Raw genomic sequence first — 20,138 nt, 5'->3', positions numbered from 1 at the left:
GGTGGATAGGAACAGGACGTCCCAGGGGTCCGCGCCCCCGGAGTTGTGTGTCTCCGTAGGTGACGCTAGGATGCGGGAAGGCTTACGCCGCGGTGCTTTGCCGACGCGGCCGGCACCAGCCAGAGTCGCGGGCAATGGGTTGGTCCATAAAAGAACACCAAGGGGAATCGTTCTGATGAATAAATCCGAGTTGATCGAAGCGGTCGCGCAGTCTGCGGACATTTCCAAGGCGGCGGCCACCCGTGCCGTCGATGCTTTCGTCGATTCCGTCGCCGACGCGCTTCGCGAGGGGGATCAGGTCACGCTGGTGGGCTTCGGCACCTTTACGGTGCGTGAGCGTGCCGCGCGCACCGGGCGCAACCCGCGCACGGGCGAGACCATCAACATTCCCGCGTCCAAGGTTCCCGGCTTCAAGGCTGGTAAAGCGCTCAAGGATGCGGTAAACTAGCGAATCTCAGTTGGGGTGGTTAGCTCAGCTGGGAGAGCGTCGCCCTTACAAGGCGAATGTCGGGGGTTCGATCCCCTCACCACCCACCAAAAACGGAGCGGTAGTTCAGCTGGTTAGAATGCCGGCCTGTCACGCCGGAGGTCGCGGGTTCGAGTCCCGTCCGCTCCGCCACCGAATTATCCCAGCACTCCAGAAAGGCGCCCGCGCGGCGCCTTTTTGCTGTCCGGAACCCCGGAAAACACGGGTTGTCTCCCGGGGGACGTGTACAACCCCAGTCGGCATGGTTGGTGACGATGCTTCAGGCTATTCGTGACAATACCAGGGGCTGGATCGCCTACGTCATCGTAGCGGTCCTGATCGTCCCCTTCGCGCTTTTCGGCGTCTATAACTACTTCACCGGCGGGAGCAATCCGCCTGTCGCCGAGGTCGCGGGCCACGAGATCACCTCGCAGCAGCTCGACCGCGCGGTCCAGCAGCAGCGCCGGCGCCTGCAGCAGATGCTCGGCGACCAGTACGATCCGTCCATGTTCGGTGACGGTGTCCTGCGGCGCCGTGCCCTGGATAACCTCATCGACTCCACCGTGCTCGACAGTTATGCGCGGGAGCACGGCCTGCGGCTCACCGATGCGGCCCTGCGCCGCCAGATCCGCTCACAGCAGGCGTTCCAGGCCAACGGCGAGTTCTCCCAGCAGCGTTATCAGGCGGTGCTTCGCCAGAACGGCATGACACCGGAGCAGTACGAGGCCCGGCTGCGCCAGCAGGGGGCCACCGGCCAGCTGCGCCAGGGTGTCACCGGCTCGGTGATCGTTACCGATGAGCAGCTCGCGCGGTTCGTTGCCCTGCAGCGCCAGCAGCGCAACGTGGCCTGGTTGCGGGTTGACGCCGCCGCCTTCCGCGATCAGGTGAGCGTTGACGGGGATACGCTGCGCGAGTACTACGACGCCCATACCGACGCCTGGCAGCGGCCGCAGCAGGTCAGGCTCGCCTACGTGTCGCTCTCCCGGGACGAGCTCGCCGCCAGCATCGATGTCAGTGACCAGGCGGTGCGCAAGCGCTACGAGTCCGAGCGCGACAGCCGCTTCGTCCAGGGTGGCGAGCGGCAGGTGCAGCATATTCTCGTCCAGGTGCCGGACGATGCCTCCAGGGACGACGTCGAGGCCGCCCGCAAGCGCGTGGCGGACCTGCGTGAGCGGATCGTGGGCGGCGACATCGATTTTGCCGCGGCGGCCCGGGAGTACTCGGACGACACGGGCTCCGCCGACGACGGCGGCTCCCTCGGCTGGGTCGCCCGGGGCGATCTCTCCGAGCCGATGGCGAAGGCGGCGTTCTCCCTGGACGAGGGTGCGGTCAGCGAGCCGGTGCGTACCGATTTCGGCTGGCACCTGATCCGTGTCTCCGATGTGCGCGAGCGCGAGGTGAAGCCGTTCGAGGCCGTGCGCGACACCCTGCGCAAGGAGATCGCCTCGGAGAAGGCGGAGCAGCGCTACGCCGAGGTACGCAACGAGTTCGCCAACGTCGCCTACGAGAATCCGCAGAGCCTGGAGCCTGCCGCTGAAGCGGCGGGTGTGGCCGTGCAGACCACGGACTGGGTCTCGCGCCAGGGGGGCGACGACGGCATCACCTCGAACCAGTCCGTGATGGAGGCGGCCTTCTCCAAGAACGTCCTGGACGACGGGATGAACAGCGAGCTCATCAAGCTCGGCGACAATCGCTCGGTGGTCGTGCGTATCGCCGATCAGCGTCCCGCGACCACGCTGCCGTTCGATGAGGTCCGCGATCAGGTGCGTGAGCGTTTCGTCTCGGAGCACACCGCGACCCTCGCCCGCGAGCGCGGCGAGGCGCTGGAGAACAAGCTCGCCGACGGCACCACGGCGGAGGACCTCGCTGCCGGTGGTGGCGGTGTCGACTACAAGGCGTTCGGCTGGGTCGGCCGTGACGGTGGCGGCGGGCTACCGCGTGCGGTTACCGACCGGCTCTTCCGTATGGCCCATCCCGGGGACGGCGGGACGACTCGTGCCGGGGTCAGCCTGGCGGACGGCGACTACGCGGTGGTCCTGCTGAGCGGTGTGCGTGACGGCAGCCTGGATGACGTGCCCGATGCGCAGCGCGAGCAGCTGCGTCAGCGTCTGGGGCAGCTCGATGCGGCCAGTGTCGGTTCGGCCCTGGTCGAGGCGTTGCGCGCCGAGACGGACGTCACCATCTACGAGGACCGCCTCTAGGCCGGGGACTCACTGCCGGCCGTCCAGCGCGGCGCCGGGGTTCCGGCACCGCGCTGGGTATGCCTTACTCGAACTCGGCGCCGGACAGTGCCACGGCGTGGAAACCCGCATCCACGTGGACCACCTCGCCGGTAATGCCGGAGGCGAGGTCGGAGCACAGGAACGCCCCCGCCTTGCCCACGTCCTCCGGGGTGACGTTGCGCCGCAGCGGTGCCGCCTGGGCGTTGTAGTCCAGCATCTTGCGGAAGTTGCCGATCCCCGAGGCCGCCAGGGTGCGGATGGGGCCGGCGGAGATGGCGTTCACCCGCGTACCCTCCGGGCCGAGGTCGTAGGCCATATAGCGCACCGACGCCTCCAGCGCCGCCTTGGCCGGCCCCATGACGTTGTAGTTCGGCAGGGCGCGTTCACCGCCGAGGTAGGTCAGGGTCAGCAGGCTGCCCTGGCGGCCCTTCATCATGGGCCGTGCCCGCCTGGCCAGCGCCACGAAGCTGTAGGCGGAGATGTCCTGGGCGGTGCGGAAGCCCTCGCGGGTGGTGTTGTCCACGAACGAGCCCTCGAGCTCCTCGCGGGGCGCGTAGCCCACCGCGTGGACCACGATGTCCAGGCCGTCCCACTGGCGCTCGAGCTCGGCGAACACCGCCTCGATATCCTCGTCACGGCTGACGTCCAGCGGCAGCACGATACTGCTGCCACACGCCTGCGCACACTGCTCGACCCGCGGCTTGAGCTTGTCGTTCTGGTAGGTCAGCGCGATTTCCGCACCCTGCTCGGCCATGGCCTCGGCAACCCCCCAGGCGATGGAGCGGTTGCTCGCCACGCCGACGATCAGTGCCTTCTTGCCATCGAGAAAACCCATCGGCTCGTCCCTAGTCTCTGTCTGAAGTGATAGCCCACCCCGGCCGCGCCGGCGGCCGGGGTCCCGCAGGGGAATGGTACACGAGCGTGGCGGCCGCGGGGTGGGGCGAGTGTTGGCGCCTCGTGATGGAGTGCTACTATGCCCGGCAATGTGTCCGTGAGGAGTCCTCGCCGATGAAGGTCCTGGCGAAGCTGTGTGCCGGCGTACTCGTGCTCGCTGCCGCACCGGCCGCGATGGCCGCGCATGCCGTGGCCATGTACGGCAGCCCCAAGTATCCGTCCGGATTCGAGCATTTCGATTACGTCAACCCGGATGCCCCCAAGGGCGGCACGCTGCGGCTGGCGAACACCGTCGCCGCGACCTTCGACAGCCTCAACCCCTTCATCCTCAAGGGTAATCCGGCGGCGGACCTCACCCGGACCTACGACACCCTGACCGTGCGCTCGCTGGACGAGCCGTTTACCGAGTACGGGCTGGTGGCGAAGGACATCGAGATCGCCCCGGATCGCACCTGGGTGCGTTACCGCCTGCGCAAGGCGGCGCGCTTTCACGACGGCGAACCCATCACCGCCGAGGACGTGGCCTTCAGCTTCCGCATCCTCAAGGAGAAGGGGCATCCCCAGTACCGCTCCTACTACAAGGATGTCACCGGCGTGGACGTGGAGGATGCGCACACGGTGACCTTCCATTTCGCCAGCGGAGACAACCGCGAGCTGCCGCTCATCCTCGGTCAGCTCCCGATCCTGCCCAAGCACTACTGGGCGGAGCGTGATTTCGACAAGACCACGCTGGATCCGCCGCTAGGCAGCGGCCCGTACCGCATCGCCGAGGTCGATCCCGGCAAGCGTATCGTCTATGAGCGCGTGGACGACTACTGGGCGAAGGACCTGCCCGTGAACCGCGGGCGCTACAACTTCGAGCGCATCAGCTACGACTACTACCGCGACGCCACCGTCGCGGTGGAAGCGCTCAAGGGCGGGGCCTACGACATGCGCATCGAGAACGTGGCCAAGAACTGGGCCACCGCCTACAACATCCCCGCGCTGGAGGAAGGGCGGCTGGTCAAGCAGTCCATCGACCATAACCTGCCCTTCGGCGTGCAGGGGTGGTTCTTCAACACGCGCCGGCCTGTATTCCAGGACCCCCGGGTGCGTGAGGCCATCGGCTACGCCTTCGATTTCCAGTGGACCAACCGCAATCTGTTCTACGGCGCCTACAAGCGCCTGGACAGCTATTTCGCGAACTCCGAGCTGGCCGCACGGGGCAAGCCCTCAGGGGCGGAGCTGAAGCTCCTGGAGCCATGGCGCGACCAGCTTCCCGAGCGTGTGTTCAGCAAGGCCTACACGCCGCCGAGTACCGCCGGCGAGGGCGGCCTGCGGGATAACCTGCGCCGCGCGGTGGCGCTGCTGAATGATGCCGGCTACGCCATCCGCGACGGGCGCATGGTCAACGAGGATACCGGCAAGCCGCTGTCCTTCGAAATCCTGCTCGACAGCGCCTCGATGGAGCGGGTCACGCTGCCCTTCGTGAAGAACCTCGAGCGGCTGGGGATCGACGCCAGCGTGCGGACGGTGGATCCGACCCAGTACCAGAACCGGGTCCAGCGCTTCGAGTACGACATGATCGCCGAGCGCATCGCCCAGTCGCTCTCTCCGGGTAACGAGCAGCGTGCCTACTGGGGCTGCGAGGCGGCGAAGACGCCGGGCAGTCAGAACTATGCCGGCATTTGCAGCCCCGCGATCGACGCGCTCGTCGACAAGGTCATCCATGCGCCCGACCGCGAGGCGCTGGTCACGCGTACGCGGGCGCTGGACCGGGCGCTCCTGTGGGGGTTCTATGTGGTGCCCCACTGGTACTCCGGCAGTTTCCGGCTGGTCTACTGGGACAAGTTCGGCCAGCCCGCCAGGAACCCGCCCTACGGACTGGCGCTGGACAGCTGGTGGGTGAATCCGGAGAAGGCGGCGGCACTGTCGCAGTGACGGCCGGGCAGGGAACCAAGGAGGTGCGAGCATGTCGGACGCACTGATGCACGGCGCGGAACGCATCACCGAGCGGGTCCGGGAGCGGGCCAACGCGGCCAACGTGGCCCTGCTCTCGGTGTTCTGGAACGGCGATGAGGGCCTGCGCGGCGACGCCGACCTGCAGACCCTGTTCATCGAGGGTGTGGAGAAGACCGCACGCGTGGCGCTGACCAGCGACCAGGTCAGCGGCGCCAGCGAGGGCGGCGTGACCCCCGACGTGGACGCGCTGCTCGAGGAGGCGCTGAACAGTATTCACGTGCCGGCGGCGCCGTCGCCGCCGGAGGGGGGAGCCGGCTGAGGGGATGCCCGCCTATATCGCGCGACGCCTGCTGCTGATGATCCCGACCCTGCTCGGGATCCTGCTGCTGAACTTCGTGATCGTTCAGTTCGCCCCGGGTGGCCCGGTGCAGCAGATCGCCGCGCAGGTGCGCGGCACCACCGATCTGAGCACCAGCCAGTTCGCCGGCAGCAGCGGCGATACCCGTGGCGGGGACGGCAGCGACACCGGCTCGGGTTACCGGGGTGCGCAGGGGCTGCCGCCGGAGCTGATCGAGGAGCTGCGCCATCAGTTCGGCTTCGACCGTCCGGCCTACGAGCGCTTCCTCAAGATGGTGGGCGACTACCTGCGGCTGGATTTCGGCGAGAGCTTCTACCGTGACCGCAGCGTGCTCGATCTGATCATCGACAAGCTGCCGGTCTCCATCTCGCTGGGGTTGTGGACGACGCTGATCGTGTATCTCGTCTCCATCCCCCTGGGGATCCGCAAGGCGGTGCGCGACGGCAGCCGCTTCGACGTGTGGACCTCCGGCGTGGTGATCGTCGGCTACGCGGTGCCGGGGTTCCTGTTCGCCATCCTGCTGATCGTGCTATTCGCCGGCGGGACCTACCTCGACTGGTTCCCGCTGCGCGGACTGACCTCGGAGAACTGGGCCGCACTGTCGTGGCCCGCGCGCATCGCGGACTACTTCTGGCACATCACCCTGCCGGTGATCTCCATGGTCATCGGCGGCTTCGCGAGCCTGACCATGCTCACCAAGAACTCCTTCATGGAGGAGGTGCACAAGCAGTACGTGGTCACCGCGCGGGCCAAAGGGGTGAGCGAGCGCCGGGTGCTCTACGGGCACGTCTTCCGCAACGCCATGCTGGTGGTCATCGCGGGGATGCCCGCGGCGTTCGTGAGCATCCTGTTCACCGGCGCGATGCTGATCGAGGTGATCTTCTCGCTGGACGGGCTCGGCCTGCTCGGATTCCAGTCGGTGGTCAACCGCGATTACCCCGTGGTGTTCGGGACACTGTTCATCTTCACGCTGCTCGGGCTGATCCTGAACCTGATCGGCGATCTCACCTACGTGCTGGTGGACCCGCGCATCGACTTCGAGACCCGGGAGGGCTGAACGCATGCAGCGGCGAAAGGCATGCCCGGGGGCAGACAGCGGCCGTGCTGCACGGCCATCGGGGGGGGCATGCGCGGATCGCGCCTGAGCCCGATCAACCGCCGGCGCTGGCAGCAGTTCCGGCGCAACCGCCGCGGCTGGTACTCGCTGTGGCTGTTCATGGCGCTGTTCGTGCTGACCCTGTTCGCCGAGGTCATCGCCAACGATCAGCCCCTGTTCGTGTGGTACGACGGCGCCGCGTATTTCCCCGTGGTGGCGGACTATCCCGAGACCACCTTCGGCGGCTTCCTGCCCACCACGGCGGACTACCGCGATCCCGCCGTGCAGGAGCTGATCGAAGCGAGGGGCTGGATACTGTGGCCGCCGATCCCCTACAGCTACGACACCATCAACTACGATCTGCCGGTCCCCGCGCCGGCGCCGCCGAGCGCGGACAACTGGCTCGGCACCGACGACCAGGGCCGGGATGTCGCCGCACGGCTGATCTACGGCTTTCGCATCTCCGTGCTCTTCGGCCTGCTGCTGACACTGACCAGCTCGGTCATCGGTGTCGCCGCCGGCGCCGTGCAGGGGTATTTCGGCGGCTGGACGGACCTCCTCGGCCAGCGGGCGATCGAGATCTGGTCCGGGCTGCCGGCGCTGTACGTCATCATCATCCTCTCCAGCTTCGTGCAGCCCGGCTTCTGGTGGCTGCTGCTGATCCTGCTGCTGTTCAGCTGGACCCAGCTGGTCGGGGTGGTGCGCGCGGAGTTCCTGCGCGTGCGCAACTTCGACTACGTCAAGGCCGCCCGGGCACTGGGCGTCTCCGACGGGGTGATCATCGCCCGGCACGTGCTGCCCAACGCCATGGTCGCCACCATCACCTTCGTGCCCTTCGTGATGACCGGTGCGATCACGGCGCTCACGTCGCTGGACTTCCTCGGATTCGGGATGCCGCCGGGGGCGCCGTCGCTGGGTGAGCTGCTGGCCCAGGGCAAGGCCAATCTCCAGGCCCCGTGGCTCGGTATCACCGCGTTCGTCGCCCTGGCGGTGATGCTCTCGCTGCTGGTGTTCATCGGCGAGGCCGCCCGGGACGCCTTCGATCCGCGCAAGACCCTGCAGGGGGGCATGGATGGCTGACGTCCCCCTGCTCGCCATCGAGGGACTCCAGGTTGCCTTCGGCCGGCAGGTCGTGGTTCACGGCGTCGACCTCACGGTTCGCGGCGGCGAGACCCTCGCGCTGGTGGGGGAGAGCGGCTCGGGCAAGTCGGTGACCGCCATGTCCGTGCTCGGGCTGCTGCCGTATCCCCATGCCAGCCACCCGGCGGGGCGCATACGCTACCGCGGCGGGGACGTCCTGGGGGCCGACGACGCGCGCCTGCGGCAGATGCGCGGCGGCGAGGTCGGCATGATCTTCCAGGAACCGATGACCTCGCTGAACCCGCTGCACACCGTGGAGAAGCAGATCGGCGAGAACCTTGCGATCCACCGCGGACTGCGCGGTGCGGCCATGCGCAGGCGGGTGCTGGAGCTGCTGGAGCTCGTTCGTCTGCCGGATCCCGAACGCCGCCTGGGGGCCTATCCCCACCAGCTCTCCGGCGGCCAGCGCCAGCGTGTGATGATCGCCATGGCGCTTGCCAACGACCCGGCACTGCTCATCGCCGACGAACCCACCACGGCCCTGGACGTGACCATTCAGGCCGAGATCCTCGACCTGCTCGCCGACCTCAAGGCGCGGCTGGGCATGGCGATGCTGTTCATCAGTCACGACCTCAACGTCGTGCGCCGCGTGGCCGACCGGGTGGCCGTGATGAAGGACGGGCGGGTGGTGGAGCAGGGGCTGGCCGATTCCGTGTTCACGGCGCCGCGGCACGACTACACCCGTGCCCTGCTGGCCGCGGAGCCCTCCGGCCGGCCCGAGCCGGTGGCCGCCGACGCCCCGACCGTGCTCGCCGCCGAGGACGTGCGCGTGTGGTTCCCGATCCGCGGTGGGCTGCTGCGGCGGGCGCGGGACCACGTCCGTGCGGTGGACGGGGTGTCGCTCAGCGTGCACCGGGGGGAGACCCTGGGGATCGTCGGTGAGAGCGGCTCGGGCAAGACCACCCTGGCGTTCGCGCTGCTGCGCCTGCAGCCCGCCACCGGGCGGGTGATCCTGCTCGGCGACGACATCTCGCGCCGCCGTCCCCGTGCCCTGCGGCCGCTGCGCCGACGCATGCAGGTGGTCTTCCAGGACCCGTACGGCAGTCTCAATCCGCGTCTGTCGGTGGCGCAGATCGTTGCCGAGGGGTTGAGCGTGCACCGCCTCGCCCGGGACGACGCGGAGCGCGAGCGCCTGGTCGCGGAGGCGCTGGAGGAGGTGGGGCTCGCCCCCGAGCTGGCCGGGCGCTTCCCCCACGAGCTCTCCGGCGGCCAGCGCCAGCGGGTCGCGCTGGCGCGCGCGGTAATCCTCAAGCCGGACCTGATGGTGCTCGACGAGCCCACCTCCGCGCTGGACCGCACCGTGCAGTCGCAGCTGGTCGCGCTGCTGCGGGACCTCCAGGCCCGGCACGGACTGGCGTTCCTGTTCATCAGCCACGACCTGGCGGTGGTGCGGGCCATGAGTCACCGTATCCTGGTGATGAAGGACGGCACCGTGGTAGAGGCGGCGGAGACCGAGGCGCTGTTCCAGCGTCCCGGCGAGACCTACACCCGGCGGCTCATCGAGGCGGCACTGGGACCCGCGTGAGCCGCCGCGTTCTGATATCCTTGCGGCGTTTGGCCCGCTGACGGAAACCTACCCCCATGGACCCGGTCATCGCCCTGGTGGGGCGCCCCAACGTGGGCAAGTCCACCCTGTTCAACTACCTCACCCGGAGCCGCGACGCCCTGGTCGCCGACTACCCGGGGCTCACCCGCGACCGCCAGTACGGCCTGGGCCGCGTCGGCGGGCGTGCCTATATCGTTGTCGACACCGGCGGCATCGGCGAGGACGAGGCCGGCATCAACGAGGGTATGCAGGGGCAGGCCCGCCAGGCGGTGGCCGAGGCGGATGCAGTACTGCTGCTCGTCGACGGCCGCACCGGGCTGACGGGCGCGGACGAGACCCTGGCCGCGACCCTGCGCCGGGCGGGCAAGAGCGTCTGGCTGGTGGTGAACAAGACCGACGGGGTCGATCCCCGCCTGGCCGTCACGGATTTCCACACCCTCGGTGTCGGTGAGCCCCGCGCCATTGCCGCCGCCCACGGCCGCGGCGTGCCCGCGCTGATGGACGAGGTGCTCGCCGCGCTGCCCGCCGAGGGCGCCGGCGACCATCCGCCGGTGGACGAGTCCCCGGACGCCATCCGGGTGGCCGTGGTCGGGCGCCCGAACGTGGGCAAGTCCACGCTCATCAACCGCATCCTCGGCGAGGACCGGGTGCTGGTCTACGACATGCCCGGCACCACGCGGGACAGCATCTTCATCCCCTTCGAGCGCGATGGACAGGCCTACACGCTCATCGACACCGCCGGGGTGCGCCGCCGTGCCCGGGTCCACGAGGCGGTGGAGAAGTTCAGTATCGTCAAGACGCTGCAGGCCATCGAGGCCGCTCACGTGGTGGTGATGGTGGTCGACGCCCAGGGGCTGGCCTCCGAGCAGGACGCCCACCTGATCGGCCACGTGCTCGAGGCGGGGCGGGCCCTCGTGCTTACGGTGAACAAGTGGGATGGCCTCGATGAGGGCCACCGCAACGAGGTCCGGCGCTCGCTGGACGTCAAGCTCGGCTTTCTCGACTTCGCGCGGGTGCACTTCATCTCCGCGCTTCACGGTACCGGCGTGGGGCTGCTCTACGACGCCATCGGCCAGGCTTACGCCGCGGCCATGGCCGAGCTGGAGACGCCCCGGCTCAACCAGATCCTCGCCGACGCCACCGCTGCCCACGCGCCGCCGCTGGTGCGCGGGCGCCGGGTAAAGCTGCGCTACGCCCACCAGGGCGGGCGCAACCCGCCAGTGATCGTCATCCACGGCAACCAGACCGCACGACTGCCGGAGGCCTACCGGCGCTACCTCTCCAACACCTTCCGCCGGGAGCTGGACCTGTGGGGCACGCCGCTGCGCCTGGAGTTCCGCACCGGCGACAACCCCTACGCCGACCGGGCCAACACGCTGTCCGCGCGCCAGCGCGCCCGCCGCCGGCGGCTGATGCAGCACGTCAAGCGCCAGAAGTCCAAGCGCGGCGGCAAGGGGCGGTGACCGGGCGGCGCGGCGCTAGCGTTTTCGCCCGCCGATGATCTTCGCCCGTAGCGTGTCGCCGTGGGCTGCGCCCAGGGACTGCACGCGCTCCAGCAGACCCTCGCTCAGGCGGTGACCGGCCGGGATGAGCAGCAGTCCCTCCGGCGTGGTCAGGTCCTTCGCCAGCACCATGCCCGGGCGGAGCTCCGAGATCGGGACCCCCTCCTGGCCGGCATCGTCGCCCTCCGACTGGAGGTCGTGCCAGCGCAGGAAGGCGTTCACGGCGCGGGGGTCGAAGCGCCCGCCGCGCTCGCGCTGCAGCAACGCCCGGGCGTCCGCCTCGCTGAGCCGGCGTGGGCGGATGTGGCCGTGCATGGCCTCGTCGAAGACGTCGATGACGGCGAGCATGCGTGCCGCCACGGGGATCGCGTTGCCCTTGAGCCCGTCCGGGAAACCCTTGCCGTCGTAGCGCTCGTGGTGGTGGCGCACGATGCTCGCCGCCTCCCCGAGCGGCGCGCTGTGGGCGAGCGCGTCGGCGATGACGACCGGATGCCTCCTGAACGACTCGATGGCCGACTCCGGCAGACGCGACTCCGGCGTGCGCTGAATGGACTCCGGCAGGGTCGCTTCGCCGACGTCGTGCAGCCGTGCCGCCAGTGTCGCCTCGATCACACGGGACTCGCTGAGCTTGAGATGACGGCAGAACCCTTCCATGAGCGTTGCCACGCGGTCCCCATGGCCCTGCTTGGCGGCGGTTTCCAGGGTGTACAGGCCCTCGGCGAGGGTGCGCGCGGCTTCGGGGATGGTCTCCGCCGGCGGCTGCTCGGTGGCGATATCCCGGTCGAGGCGTTTGCCCTCGGCGTTGCTGATGGCGGCGACGAGGGTCGCGTGAAGCTCGTCCGCGGACCAGGGCTTCTCCACCAGGGCGTGGATGCCCGCCTCGTTGATCGCGCGCAGGCTGGTCGCATAGTTGCCGTACGCGGTGAGCAGGATGCGCGGTACCGAGGGCGCGCGGGCGGCGAAATCGATAAGCAGGTCCACGCCGTTCTCGTCGGCAAGGCGGTAGTCGCAGATGATCGCGGCCAAGGATTCCTCGTCGAGCACCGCCTTCGCCTCCGCACCGGAGTTTGCGCCGCGCATGGCGTAGCCGCGGCCGATGAGCTCCCGGCGCAGGGCGGTGAGCACGTGGGGCTCGTCGTCGACGCACAGCACGGTGTGACCGGATCCGGTCTCCGGCGCGGCCGTGTCATCGCTCATCGTCGTGCTCCTCCTCCGTGGTGTCGCCCTCTGAGCGCAGGGCGTTGGCCTCCGCCTCGTCGCGCTCGCGTTCCAGCTCGCTGATGCGCTGCTGCATGGTGATCGCCTGGGCCGCGAAGCGGTCGACTGTCTCCTCCAGCGAGGAGATCGCCTGGCGCTGGTTCTCGTAGGCCTCGGCCTGGCTCATGAGCTTGCGGATCTGGCGGCGGTTGCGGTAATTCTCGTTCTGGAACAGCGTCAGCGATTGCTCGGATTCCTGGATCTGGCGTTCGAGCTTGGCGATGCGGGCGAGGTACTCGCGTTTCTGCTGTTCCTTCTCCTGCTCGGAGCTCTCGAGCTGGGTCCGCAGCTCGCGGATGACGGTGCGCTGCTGGTCGAGTGAGTTGACGATGCGCCGGTACTCGGTGTCCATGCGCTCGGTGCTCTGCTCGATCAGCTGATCCCGCCGGCGGAGACTGTGCGGGCGGGTCGGGCGCTGCACGCCGGCGGCGGGCCGTGCCTCGAACGGGGCGATGTCGCCCCGGTCCATGTACTCGTCCAGGGGCTGGCGGCTGTGCTCGTAGTGAGCCAGGTGCTCGTCTAGACGTCGCCCCAGGGCGCCCTCGTCACCGAACTCGGCCCGCAGGGCATGGCGCATCTCGGCGTTCGCGCGGCGCTCGACGACGTTGGCGCTGTGCATCTCGTTGAAGCGCTCGCGGTATCCTTCCAGGGCGCCGATGCGTTCCTGCAGCCGCTGGACCTCCACGGCCTGGTTGTGCGCCGCCCAGGGGTCATTGCCGCCACTGTCCGGCAGCGACGCGGTCTCCGTATGCGAGCGTTCCCGGGATGACTCCGCGCGGCTGGCGCGCATGGCCGTGGTAATCGCCTTCTCCACCCGGTCCCAGAGGCGGATATCGCGCTCCACGGATTCCTGATGCGTGCGCCAGTAGGCCTCCGGTGGCGCCTCCAGACTGGTGAGCTGGGATTGCAGGAGCGCGTAGCGCATCTGCAGGCAGACCAGCTCCGGGTCACCGGTATCGTCGATGTGGGCCAGCCGGTGCAGCTCCGCGGGCGCGCCCTGCCAGCCCTTGCGGAAGCGGTGTACCAGCCGTTTGACGGCCTCGTGGAGAAACGCGGAGAAGGCCTCGACGTCTTCCGCAGGCGCAACGCCCTCCGCTTGCAGGCCGCGGATCCGGCGGCGCTGGCGGCGGTAGAGCACGGCGAGGACGACGACGGCCACCAGCAGGATGTAGATGACCTCTGCCAGCACGACGACGATGCTGATCCAGATGTTATCCCCGAGATTCATGGGCCTGCCCCGTTTTTGCTGCGCTTTTCCCGGGCGTGAGCCGGCCGGCGGCGGGTGGCGGTCGTCGTGTGAAAAGGCTTTGCCAATACCGGTTCGGCAGCCCATTATCTGCACAATGTGAGAACGCCGCCAACCGGGGCGCGATATGATGCCAAGCTCCTTTCTCCCCGGCCTGCGCGGGCTGACCGGGCGCCTGTTCCGTGTCCTTTCGGGCCCGCGGCGACGCTCGTCCCGGCTCAGCGACGAGATGGCGCGCTCGTGCCTCGTCGATCAGATCGCCACGGTAGCCGCTGCGACCTCGGCCACGGAGGCCGCGGAGGCGGTCGTCGCCCGGCTCGCCGCGGCCTTCGGGCCGGGCGGTGGCGCCTGGCTCACGCTGCCGGAGGGGCGTTTTGCCGCCGGTTACACCGAGGATGATGGAGAGGGTATTCGTGCGCCGGTGCCCGGCGTCGGTGACGACTGCGAGCTGTGCCTCGTGCCCGGCCCGGCTTACCGGGGCGGGCCGGGGGAGCATCTGGCGGCGCTGGTGACCGCTACCGCCGATCTGGTCGGTCTGTTCCGCCGTGGCGAGGCCCACCGTCGGGCCCGTGCGGCGGATGAGGCGTACCTGCGGGTTATCGCCTCCACCGCGGAAGAGGGCATATGCCGGGTCGCCCTCGACGGCCGGGTGCTGGATGCCAACGAGGCGTTCGCCCGGATGTACGACTGCCGGCTCGAGGAGTTGATCGGGCACTGCATCATGGAGTATCTGCCGCCGCAGATCGCCGAGCGCATACGTACCGGCCTGGCGGCGCGTGCCGAAGGCCGTAGTGAGCGTTACGAGCTCCACCTCCATCCCGATACCCCGCAGGAGCGCTGGCTGATGGTCTCGGCCTCTCCGGTCCGTGGACCCGACGGCCGGGTCGAGAGCGCCTTCGCCATGGTCACCGACATCACCGCGCTCAAGCTCGCGACCCGCGAGGCAGAGCAGGCGCGGGAGCGCGCCGAGGCCCTGCAGGCCGAGATGCTGCGTACGGCCAAGCTTGCGGCGGTGGGGCAGATGGCCGCCGGGGTCGCCCACGAGATCAACAATCCGATCGGTTTCGTGCGTTCCAACCTGGGCACGCTGCGTGAGTATGTCGGCGTGCTCGAACAGGCCGCGGCGGGTGACGACGATGTCTCGCAGGAGAAGCTCGCCTTCGTGCGCGAAGACATCCCGGAACTGCTCTCCGAGAGCGAGGCGGGCATACAGCGGGTCGCCGACACCGTGCGCACGCTGCGCGGTTTCGCCCGTGACGACAGCGGGGAGTGGACGGGTGTCGACCTCAACGAGGTGGCGGTGAATGCGCTGCGCATTGCCGGGCCGCGCCTCAAGGGGCGGGCGCGAACGCTGCGCGAGTTCTCCGCCGTGCCGACGGTGCGGGGATCGCCGGTGGAGCTCTCCCAGGTGCTCGTGAACCTGCTTATCAACGCGGCCAACGCCCTGGATGGCCACGGCACCATCCGTGTGGTGACGCGGTGTGAGGGTGACGAGGCGGTGCTCGAGGTCGCCGACGACGGCCGCGGGATGAGCGAGGAAGAGCGCGTGCGGGTGTTCGAGCCCTTCTACAGCCGTTCCGGCCAGGAGGGCACCGGTCTCGGGCTGTCCATCGTGCAGAACATCGTCGAGCGTCACGGCGGGCGGATCGAGCTTGCAAGCGAGCTGGGTGCGGGCAGCCGTTTCAGTGTCCGTCTGCCGGCAGCGGCGGACGTGGAGCCGGCCGTGGAGGCGCCGGGCGGGTGAGCGCGGACGGTACGTATCAGCCCTCGTCATCATCGCCCTCGTGCGGGCTGGTGGAATCGCCGTCGAGATACCGTGCGTGGATGCGGGGCGCCGGCGCCGGGCGGTGGAAGTAGTACCCCTGCAGGTAGCGACACCCCAGCTCGCGCAGGTACAACGCCTGTTCGTGCGTCTCCACCCCCTCGGCGACGACTATCAGGTCGAGCTCGCCGGCGAGGGCGATGATGCCGCGGACTATGGCCTCGCTGGCCTCGTTGTCGTGCATTCGCGCGATGAACGTGCGGTCTATCTTCAGGCCGTCGATCTCCAGCTCCGCCAGGTAGCTGAGTGACGAGTAACCGGTGCCGAAGTCGTCGATGAGCACCCGCACGCCGGCGGCACGCAGCCGGTGAATGCACGGCACCACGGTGCCCTGGTTGCTTACCAGGGTGTCCTCGGTGATCTCCGCGACCACGTTTTGCGGGTCGATATTGAAGCTCTCCAGGCGTTCCAGGAGGCGGTCCGCCATGTCCGGGGCACCGAACTGTTCGCCTGAGAAGTTGATACTGATGGACAGTTCCGTCCCGCGGCTCCTGAACCAGCGCCGCCAGTCGAGGCAGACGTTCTCCACGACGACGTTGGAGAGCTCGCGCATCAGCCCGGCCTCTTCGGCGACGGGCAGGAAGTCTCCGGGGGGGACGACCCGATCCGGGTGGCGCCAGCGCACCAGTGCCTCGAAGCCGACCACGGCGAAGTCCCGGCTGCGCACCACCGGCTGGTAGTAGTTGGTCAGCTCCGCGGTCTCCATGGCCAGTCGCAGCTGGGCGGCGATCTCGATGAACTGCCGCGCCCGGTCGCCGAGCTCGTCGGTGTAGAAGCAGTAGCCCTGGGTGTCGAGCCGTTTCGCCTCGCTGGCCGCGGCCTCGGCGCTGCGTAGCAGCTCGCTGTCGGTGAGCCCGCAGCTCGGGTAGGTGCCGATGCCCACGCCGGAACCGAGAGTGATCGTGGTCCCCTGCAGGGTCAGCGGCCGGGCGACGGCGTCATTGATGGCCTGGGCGGTCAGCGCCGCATCCATCGGGTGGGAGATCTGGTCCAGGCACACGAGGAAGCTGTCGCCGGTGTGCCGGGCGACTTCGCCCTCGTCGTCCACCACGGTCTGGAGGCGTTCGCCTATGGCCTTGAGGACGGCATCGCCGAAGGCGTGACCGTAGGACTCGTTGATCGGGCGGAAATGGCGCAGGTTCACCGCCAGAACCGCGCAGATGTCCTTCTCCGGATCGAGGGCCCCGAGGCGGCGTTGCAGGGTGGCGGTAAAGCCTTCCCGGTTAGGCAGGCCGGTGACCGAGTCGAACGTGGTGAGCACGTTGATACGGTGTTTGTAGGCCTCGATCTCGGCGCAGTCGTAGAAGCAGCAGATGTAGCTGCAGTCGGGGCCATCCTCTCCCACCCGGGTGATGGTGCCCGCCAGCCGCAGGGGCGAGCCGTCGCTCGTCCGGGAGCTGACACTGCCGTGCCAGACGCCGTACTGCGCCAGGCGGTCGTCCATGGCCTGGCGTTCCCGGGGGTGGCCGTCAAGGAGCTCCCGGAAGGGGACGAGCCGGCCGGTCACCGCCTCCGCGGAGCGGCCGGATATCTCCTCGAAGGCGTTGTTGACCGCCATTACCCGCCAGTCCGAGTCGAGTATGGCGACGGCGTTGGTGATGCTGTTGAGGGCGAGCTGGGCCTTCTCGCGTTCCTGTTCCGCGATGATGGTCTCGGTGATGTCGCGGATGACCATGACGTTACGGGGGGCACCGGCGCTGTTACGGTACAGCGCGCTGGTCAGTGCCAGGGTGATCTTTGCGCCGTCCGCCCGGCGTGCGGGGACACGGGCGCGCACGCTACGGTGCCGCCGGCGCCGTTCCAGCAGGTCGGTGATCGCGGGATCGGTCTCGTCGACGACGAGCCCGGGTCCGTTCGAGACCAGTGTCTCCTCCGGGTAGCCGAGGATGCGGCAGGCGGCCGGGTTGGCGCTCAGGATGCGCCCGTCCCGGGCGGTCGTGACGATGCCGTCGGCGCTGTGCTCGATCAGCAGGGCGTATTCTCCCGCGAGGTCGCGTCGGGCGAACTCCGTGCGCAGGGCGTGGTAGACCGGGACCCCGGTGGCAAAGGCGAGATACACCAGGGCCAGGGGGATGAAGAACAGGGTGGTGGGCAGCCCCCAGGGCGCGCCGATCCCGTCGAGCCCGAGGGCCAGCCATCCCACCACGCACACCGCGGCATACGCGAGCGCAAGCACCGACGCCGTAATCACTGGATGAGGCCCGGGGGCGCCGCGTTTCAGGGCAGGCTTTTCGCGCCGCATCGTGCCTCCCTCCGATCATGCAGGGGTGTAGGGAATGTTGATTCTGGCCCGCGTTTCAAGCCGTTGTCGCCGGTTGGTCAATATTCATTCATATTGTGACGTTTGTCACGTAAATTCAGCATCCGGAATGGATGCCGCCTAGCCTGGCTGTGCTGGCCGGTGCCTGTTGCGCGTGCGAGACTGAAAAGATGACCGGTCTATGCCAAATGCCAGGGGAGAGACCCGCCGTGCCATCCCAAAGCCCGCCCTTTTCCGACCATCCCCGATGCACGGTGACCGGTGAGCCGCGTCACGTGGGGGTCGAGATCGAGCTCGCGGGCCTCGGGGTCGAGGCACTGTCTTCGCTGGTCGCCGCCAGTGTCGATGGCCGCGTGGAACGTCTCAGCCGCTACGAGCACCGCATCATCGGCGATGCCCGGGGTGACTGGGGCGTGGAGCTGGATTTCGCGTTCCTCAAGCGACGGGGACGGCGTTCGGGGAATGACGGTGTCCCTGAAGATGCCCTGGAGGCGATGATCCGGCTGGGCGCGGAGCAGCTCGTGCCGGTGGAGGTGGTCTCGCCGCCGCTGCCCATCGACGAGCTCGGCGGGGTGGACCGCCTCATCGAGTCGCTGCGCCGGGCCGGGGCGCGGGGTACGGGGGACGGGCTGACCTATGCCTTCGGGCTGCAGCTCAACCCCGAGCTGCCGGCACTGGATGCGACCACCGTGACCCGCTATCTGCAGGCGTTCCTGTGTCTGCACGACTGGCTCAAGGAGCGCGCCCGGGTGGATCTTACCCGGCGGCTGACGGCCTACATCGATCCGTTCCCGCGGGATTACGTGAGGCGGGTGATCGATCCCGGCTACACCCCGGGCCTGGCGACGCTGGCGGACGATTACCTTGCCGCGAACCCCTCCCGTAACCGGGCCCTGGACCTGTTGCCGCTGCTCGCCCATATCGACAGGGAGCGCGTGCGTGCGGCGGTCGACGACCCCCGCATCAAGCCGCGTCCGGCGCTGCACTATCGCCTGCCCAACAGTGAGGTCGGCCGGCCCGGATGGGGGATCATGGCCGCCTGGGCGGACTGGCTGGCGGTGGAGCGCCTCGCCGCCGATCCGTCACGGCTTGCCGGGGTGTGCACCGCCTACGCCGAGCACCTGGATCAACCCCTGTCCGGGCTCGTGCACCCGTGGAGCGAGCAGGCCGGTACGTGGCTGGACGTCCCCGACGCCCCCTGATCGCGGTCACCGGTCCACGGCGTGGCGGTATCGGTCCGCGCCGGTGCATCGACGTCGCCCTGCGCCTTGCCGGCGGGAGACCGGTGCACTGGCATGCCGGGAGCGTCACTGACGGCGTCGCGGTCCACGCCGTGGTGATCTCCGGCGGCCACGATGTGGACCCGGTACTCTACGCGCAGACCCCCCGGGTCCGGCCCCGCCACGATCCGGAGCGCGACGCCTTCGAGTCGGACGTCATCGCCCGCGCCCTTGCCTGCGGCATCCCGCTGCTCGGCATCTGCCGAGGGGCGCAGTTGCTCAACATCGTGCGCGGCGGCAGCCTGCACCAGAGCCTGCGTAGTCGCCGTCGGCACACCGGCAACCGACGGACCTTGCTGCCGTGCAAGAGCGTGCGTGTGGTCGCGGGCAGCACGGTCGAAGCGGTCCTCGGAACCGGGCGGTTGCGGGTGAACAGCCTCCATGATCAGGGTATCGACCGGATCGGCGAGGGGCTGCGGGTGGTGGCGACGGACCGGGACGCCATCGTCCAGGCCGTCGAACGGCCCGGTGCCCGTTTCGTCATCGGCGTGCAGTGGCATCCGGAGTTCCTGGTTTACCTGCCCTCGCAGCGGCGGCTTTTCCGTTCACTGGTGGACGCGGCCGCGGCGAGCGAGGCCGTGCCTTTCGAGACAGCGTCCCGGCCGTGAGCGGCTATCTCGGGCTTTTCGCGCTCGCCTTCCTGGCGGCCACGATTCTGCCGGCATACTCGGAGGTGCTCTTCGGGGGCATGGTTGCGGCCGGTTATGACCCGTTCGCCCTGTGGTTGTGGGCGAGCGCGGGCAATACCCTGGGGTCAGTGGTCAACTGGTTGCTGGGGCGCTATCTGCTGCACTTCCGCGACCGCCGCTGGTTTCCGTTCCCGGCCGGCGCGCTGGGGCCCGCGCAGCGCTGGTTTCAGCGCTACGGGGTGTGGTCCCTGCTGCTGGCCTGGGCCCCGGTGGGTGGGGATGCACTGACCTTCATTGCGGGCATGATGCGTGTGCGCTTCCCGCTCTTCCTGCTGCTAACGGGTATCGGCAAGGCCACCCGCTATGCGGTCCTGCTCGCCTTGATCGTCGGCGCAGGGACGGCATTCCCCGTCCCGGGCTGAGGCTGGTTCCGGACGGCGCTAACGCCGACTAACGCTCGACTAACGCACCCTCGGATA

At 68.9% G+C, this 20,138-nt stretch carries 16 protein-coding genes and 2 tRNA genes; 14 read left to right on the top strand and 4 right to left on the bottom strand.

The window, feature by feature from the left end; genetic code table 11:
• Positions 1–175 precede the first annotated feature (175 nt).
• The 4 genes from ACEZHJ_RS15295 to ACEZHJ_RS15280 all read left to right on the top strand — a co-directional run bounded on the left by ACEZHJ_RS15295 (position 176) and on the right by ACEZHJ_RS15280 (position 2,667).
• Positions 176–448: an HU family DNA-binding protein gene (locus tag ACEZHJ_RS15295; protein ID WP_163138772.1), complete on the top strand. Its 273-nt coding sequence runs from the start codon at positions 176–178 to the stop codon at positions 446–448.
• A 13-nt stretch (positions 449–461) separates the two neighbouring features.
• Positions 462–537: transfer RNA gene (locus tag ACEZHJ_RS15290), tRNA-Val, on the top strand.
• Positions 538–542: 5 nt separating this feature from the next.
• Positions 543–619: transfer RNA gene (locus ACEZHJ_RS15285), tRNA-Asp, on the top strand.
• Between the two features lie 122 nt (positions 620–741).
• Entirely contained in the window at positions 742–2,667 is a 1,926-nt protein-coding gene (locus ACEZHJ_RS15280) for a SurA N-terminal domain-containing protein (RefSeq protein ID WP_163138771.1), read from the top strand.
• A gap of 64 nt (positions 2,668–2,731) precedes the next feature.
• On the opposite strand, the gene ACEZHJ_RS15275 is transcribed toward ACEZHJ_RS15280, so the two are convergent.
• Positions 2,732–3,523 (bottom strand): enoyl-ACP reductase, encoded by a 792-nt coding sequence (locus ACEZHJ_RS15275; protein ID WP_018717256.1) that lies wholly within the window; start codon positions 3,521–3,523, stop codon positions 2,732–2,734.
• Between the two features lie 173 nt (positions 3,524–3,696).
• Here ACEZHJ_RS15275 and ACEZHJ_RS15270 point away from each other — a divergent pair, with 173 nt between their 5' ends.
• From ACEZHJ_RS15270 to der, 6 genes are all read left to right on the top strand, one after another.
• Positions 3,697–5,502: an extracellular solute-binding protein gene (locus ACEZHJ_RS15270; RefSeq protein ID WP_163138770.1), complete on the top strand. Its 1,806-nt coding sequence runs from the start codon at positions 3,697–3,699 to the stop codon at positions 5,500–5,502.
• Positions 5,503–5,533: 31 nt separating this feature from the next.
• Positions 5,534–5,842, top strand: coding sequence for a hypothetical protein (locus ACEZHJ_RS15265; RefSeq protein WP_018717258.1), 309 nt, complete (start codon positions 5,534–5,536; stop codon positions 5,840–5,842).
• A 4-nt stretch (positions 5,843–5,846) separates the two neighbouring features.
• Complete coding sequence (locus tag ACEZHJ_RS15260) at positions 5,847–6,938, top strand: microcin C ABC transporter permease YejB (protein ID WP_018717259.1); 1,092 nt, start codon at positions 5,847–5,849, stop codon at positions 6,936–6,938.
• Positions 6,939–7,007: 69 nt separating this feature from the next.
• Positions 7,008–8,057, top strand: a complete 1,050-nt coding sequence (locus ACEZHJ_RS15255; RefSeq protein ID WP_163138769.1) for an ABC transporter permease — start codon at positions 7,008–7,010, stop codon at positions 8,055–8,057.
• Complete coding sequence (locus ACEZHJ_RS15250) at positions 8,050–9,642, top strand: ABC transporter ATP-binding protein (protein WP_163138768.1); 1,593 nt, start codon at positions 8,050–8,052, stop codon at positions 9,640–9,642. Before ACEZHJ_RS15255 ends, ACEZHJ_RS15250 begins: the two co-directional genes overlap by 8 nt.
• A gap of 56 nt (positions 9,643–9,698) precedes the next feature.
• Entirely contained in the window at positions 9,699–11,126 is a 1,428-nt protein-coding gene (gene der / locus ACEZHJ_RS15245; RefSeq protein ID WP_163138767.1) for a ribosome biogenesis GTPase Der, read from the top strand.
• A gap of 15 nt (positions 11,127–11,141) precedes the next feature.
• Here the strand turns inward: der and ACEZHJ_RS15240 are convergent, their stop codons facing one another.
• On the bottom strand, positions 11,142–12,362 hold the full coding sequence (locus ACEZHJ_RS15240) for an HD domain-containing phosphohydrolase (RefSeq protein WP_163138766.1): 1,221 nt from the start codon (positions 12,360–12,362) through the stop codon (positions 11,142–11,144).
• A complete protein-coding gene (locus tag ACEZHJ_RS15235) occupies positions 12,352–13,650 on the bottom strand; it encodes a hypothetical protein (protein ID WP_163138765.1) in 1,299 nt (432 codons plus the stop codon). Before ACEZHJ_RS15235 ends, ACEZHJ_RS15240 begins: the two co-directional genes overlap by 11 nt.
• Positions 13,651–13,795: 145 nt before the next feature.
• On the opposite strand from ACEZHJ_RS15235, the gene ACEZHJ_RS15230 reads away from it, so the two are divergent.
• Positions 13,796–15,412: a sensor histidine kinase gene (locus tag ACEZHJ_RS15230; protein WP_163138764.1), complete on the top strand. Its 1,617-nt coding sequence runs from the start codon at positions 13,796–13,798 to the stop codon at positions 15,410–15,412.
• Positions 15,413–15,428: 16 nt separating this feature from the next.
• Here the strand turns inward: ACEZHJ_RS15230 and ACEZHJ_RS15225 are convergent, their stop codons facing one another.
• A complete protein-coding gene (locus tag ACEZHJ_RS15225; RefSeq protein WP_163138763.1) occupies positions 15,429–17,732 on the bottom strand; it encodes an EAL domain-containing protein in 2,304 nt (767 codons plus the stop codon).
• A gap of 272 nt (positions 17,733–18,004) precedes the next feature.
• Here ACEZHJ_RS15225 and ACEZHJ_RS15220 point away from each other — a divergent pair, with 272 nt between their 5' ends.
• From ACEZHJ_RS15220 to ACEZHJ_RS15210, 3 genes are read left to right on the top strand one after another with little or no spacing between them, the layout of a single operon-like run.
• Positions 18,005–18,952 carry an amidoligase family protein gene (locus ACEZHJ_RS15220; protein ID WP_240466069.1) on the top strand — a complete coding sequence of 316 codons (948 nt, stop codon included), beginning with the start codon at positions 18,005–18,007 and terminating at the stop codon, positions 18,950–18,952.
• Positions 18,925–19,638: a gamma-glutamyl-gamma-aminobutyrate hydrolase family protein gene (locus ACEZHJ_RS15215; RefSeq protein ID WP_051088193.1), complete on the top strand. Its 714-nt coding sequence runs from the start codon at positions 18,925–18,927 to the stop codon at positions 19,636–19,638. Before ACEZHJ_RS15220 ends, ACEZHJ_RS15215 begins: the two co-directional genes overlap by 28 nt.
• Positions 19,635–20,081 carry a YqaA family protein gene (locus tag ACEZHJ_RS15210; protein ID WP_018717269.1) on the top strand — a complete coding sequence of 149 codons (447 nt, stop codon included), beginning with the start codon at positions 19,635–19,637 and terminating at the stop codon, positions 20,079–20,081. The genes ACEZHJ_RS15215 and ACEZHJ_RS15210 overlap by 4 nt, the downstream gene beginning before the upstream one ends.
• Positions 20,082–20,138: the final 57 nt, after the last annotated feature.

The sequence above is a fragment of the Arhodomonas sp. KWT2 genome (assembly GCF_041949875.1).
Classification (GTDB): domain Bacteria; phylum Pseudomonadota; class Gammaproteobacteria; order Nitrococcales; family Nitrococcaceae; genus Arhodomonas; species Arhodomonas aquaeolei.
The sequence above is the reverse complement of the archived record's forward strand: the minus strand, read 5'-3'. Positions and strand labels throughout refer to the sequence as shown.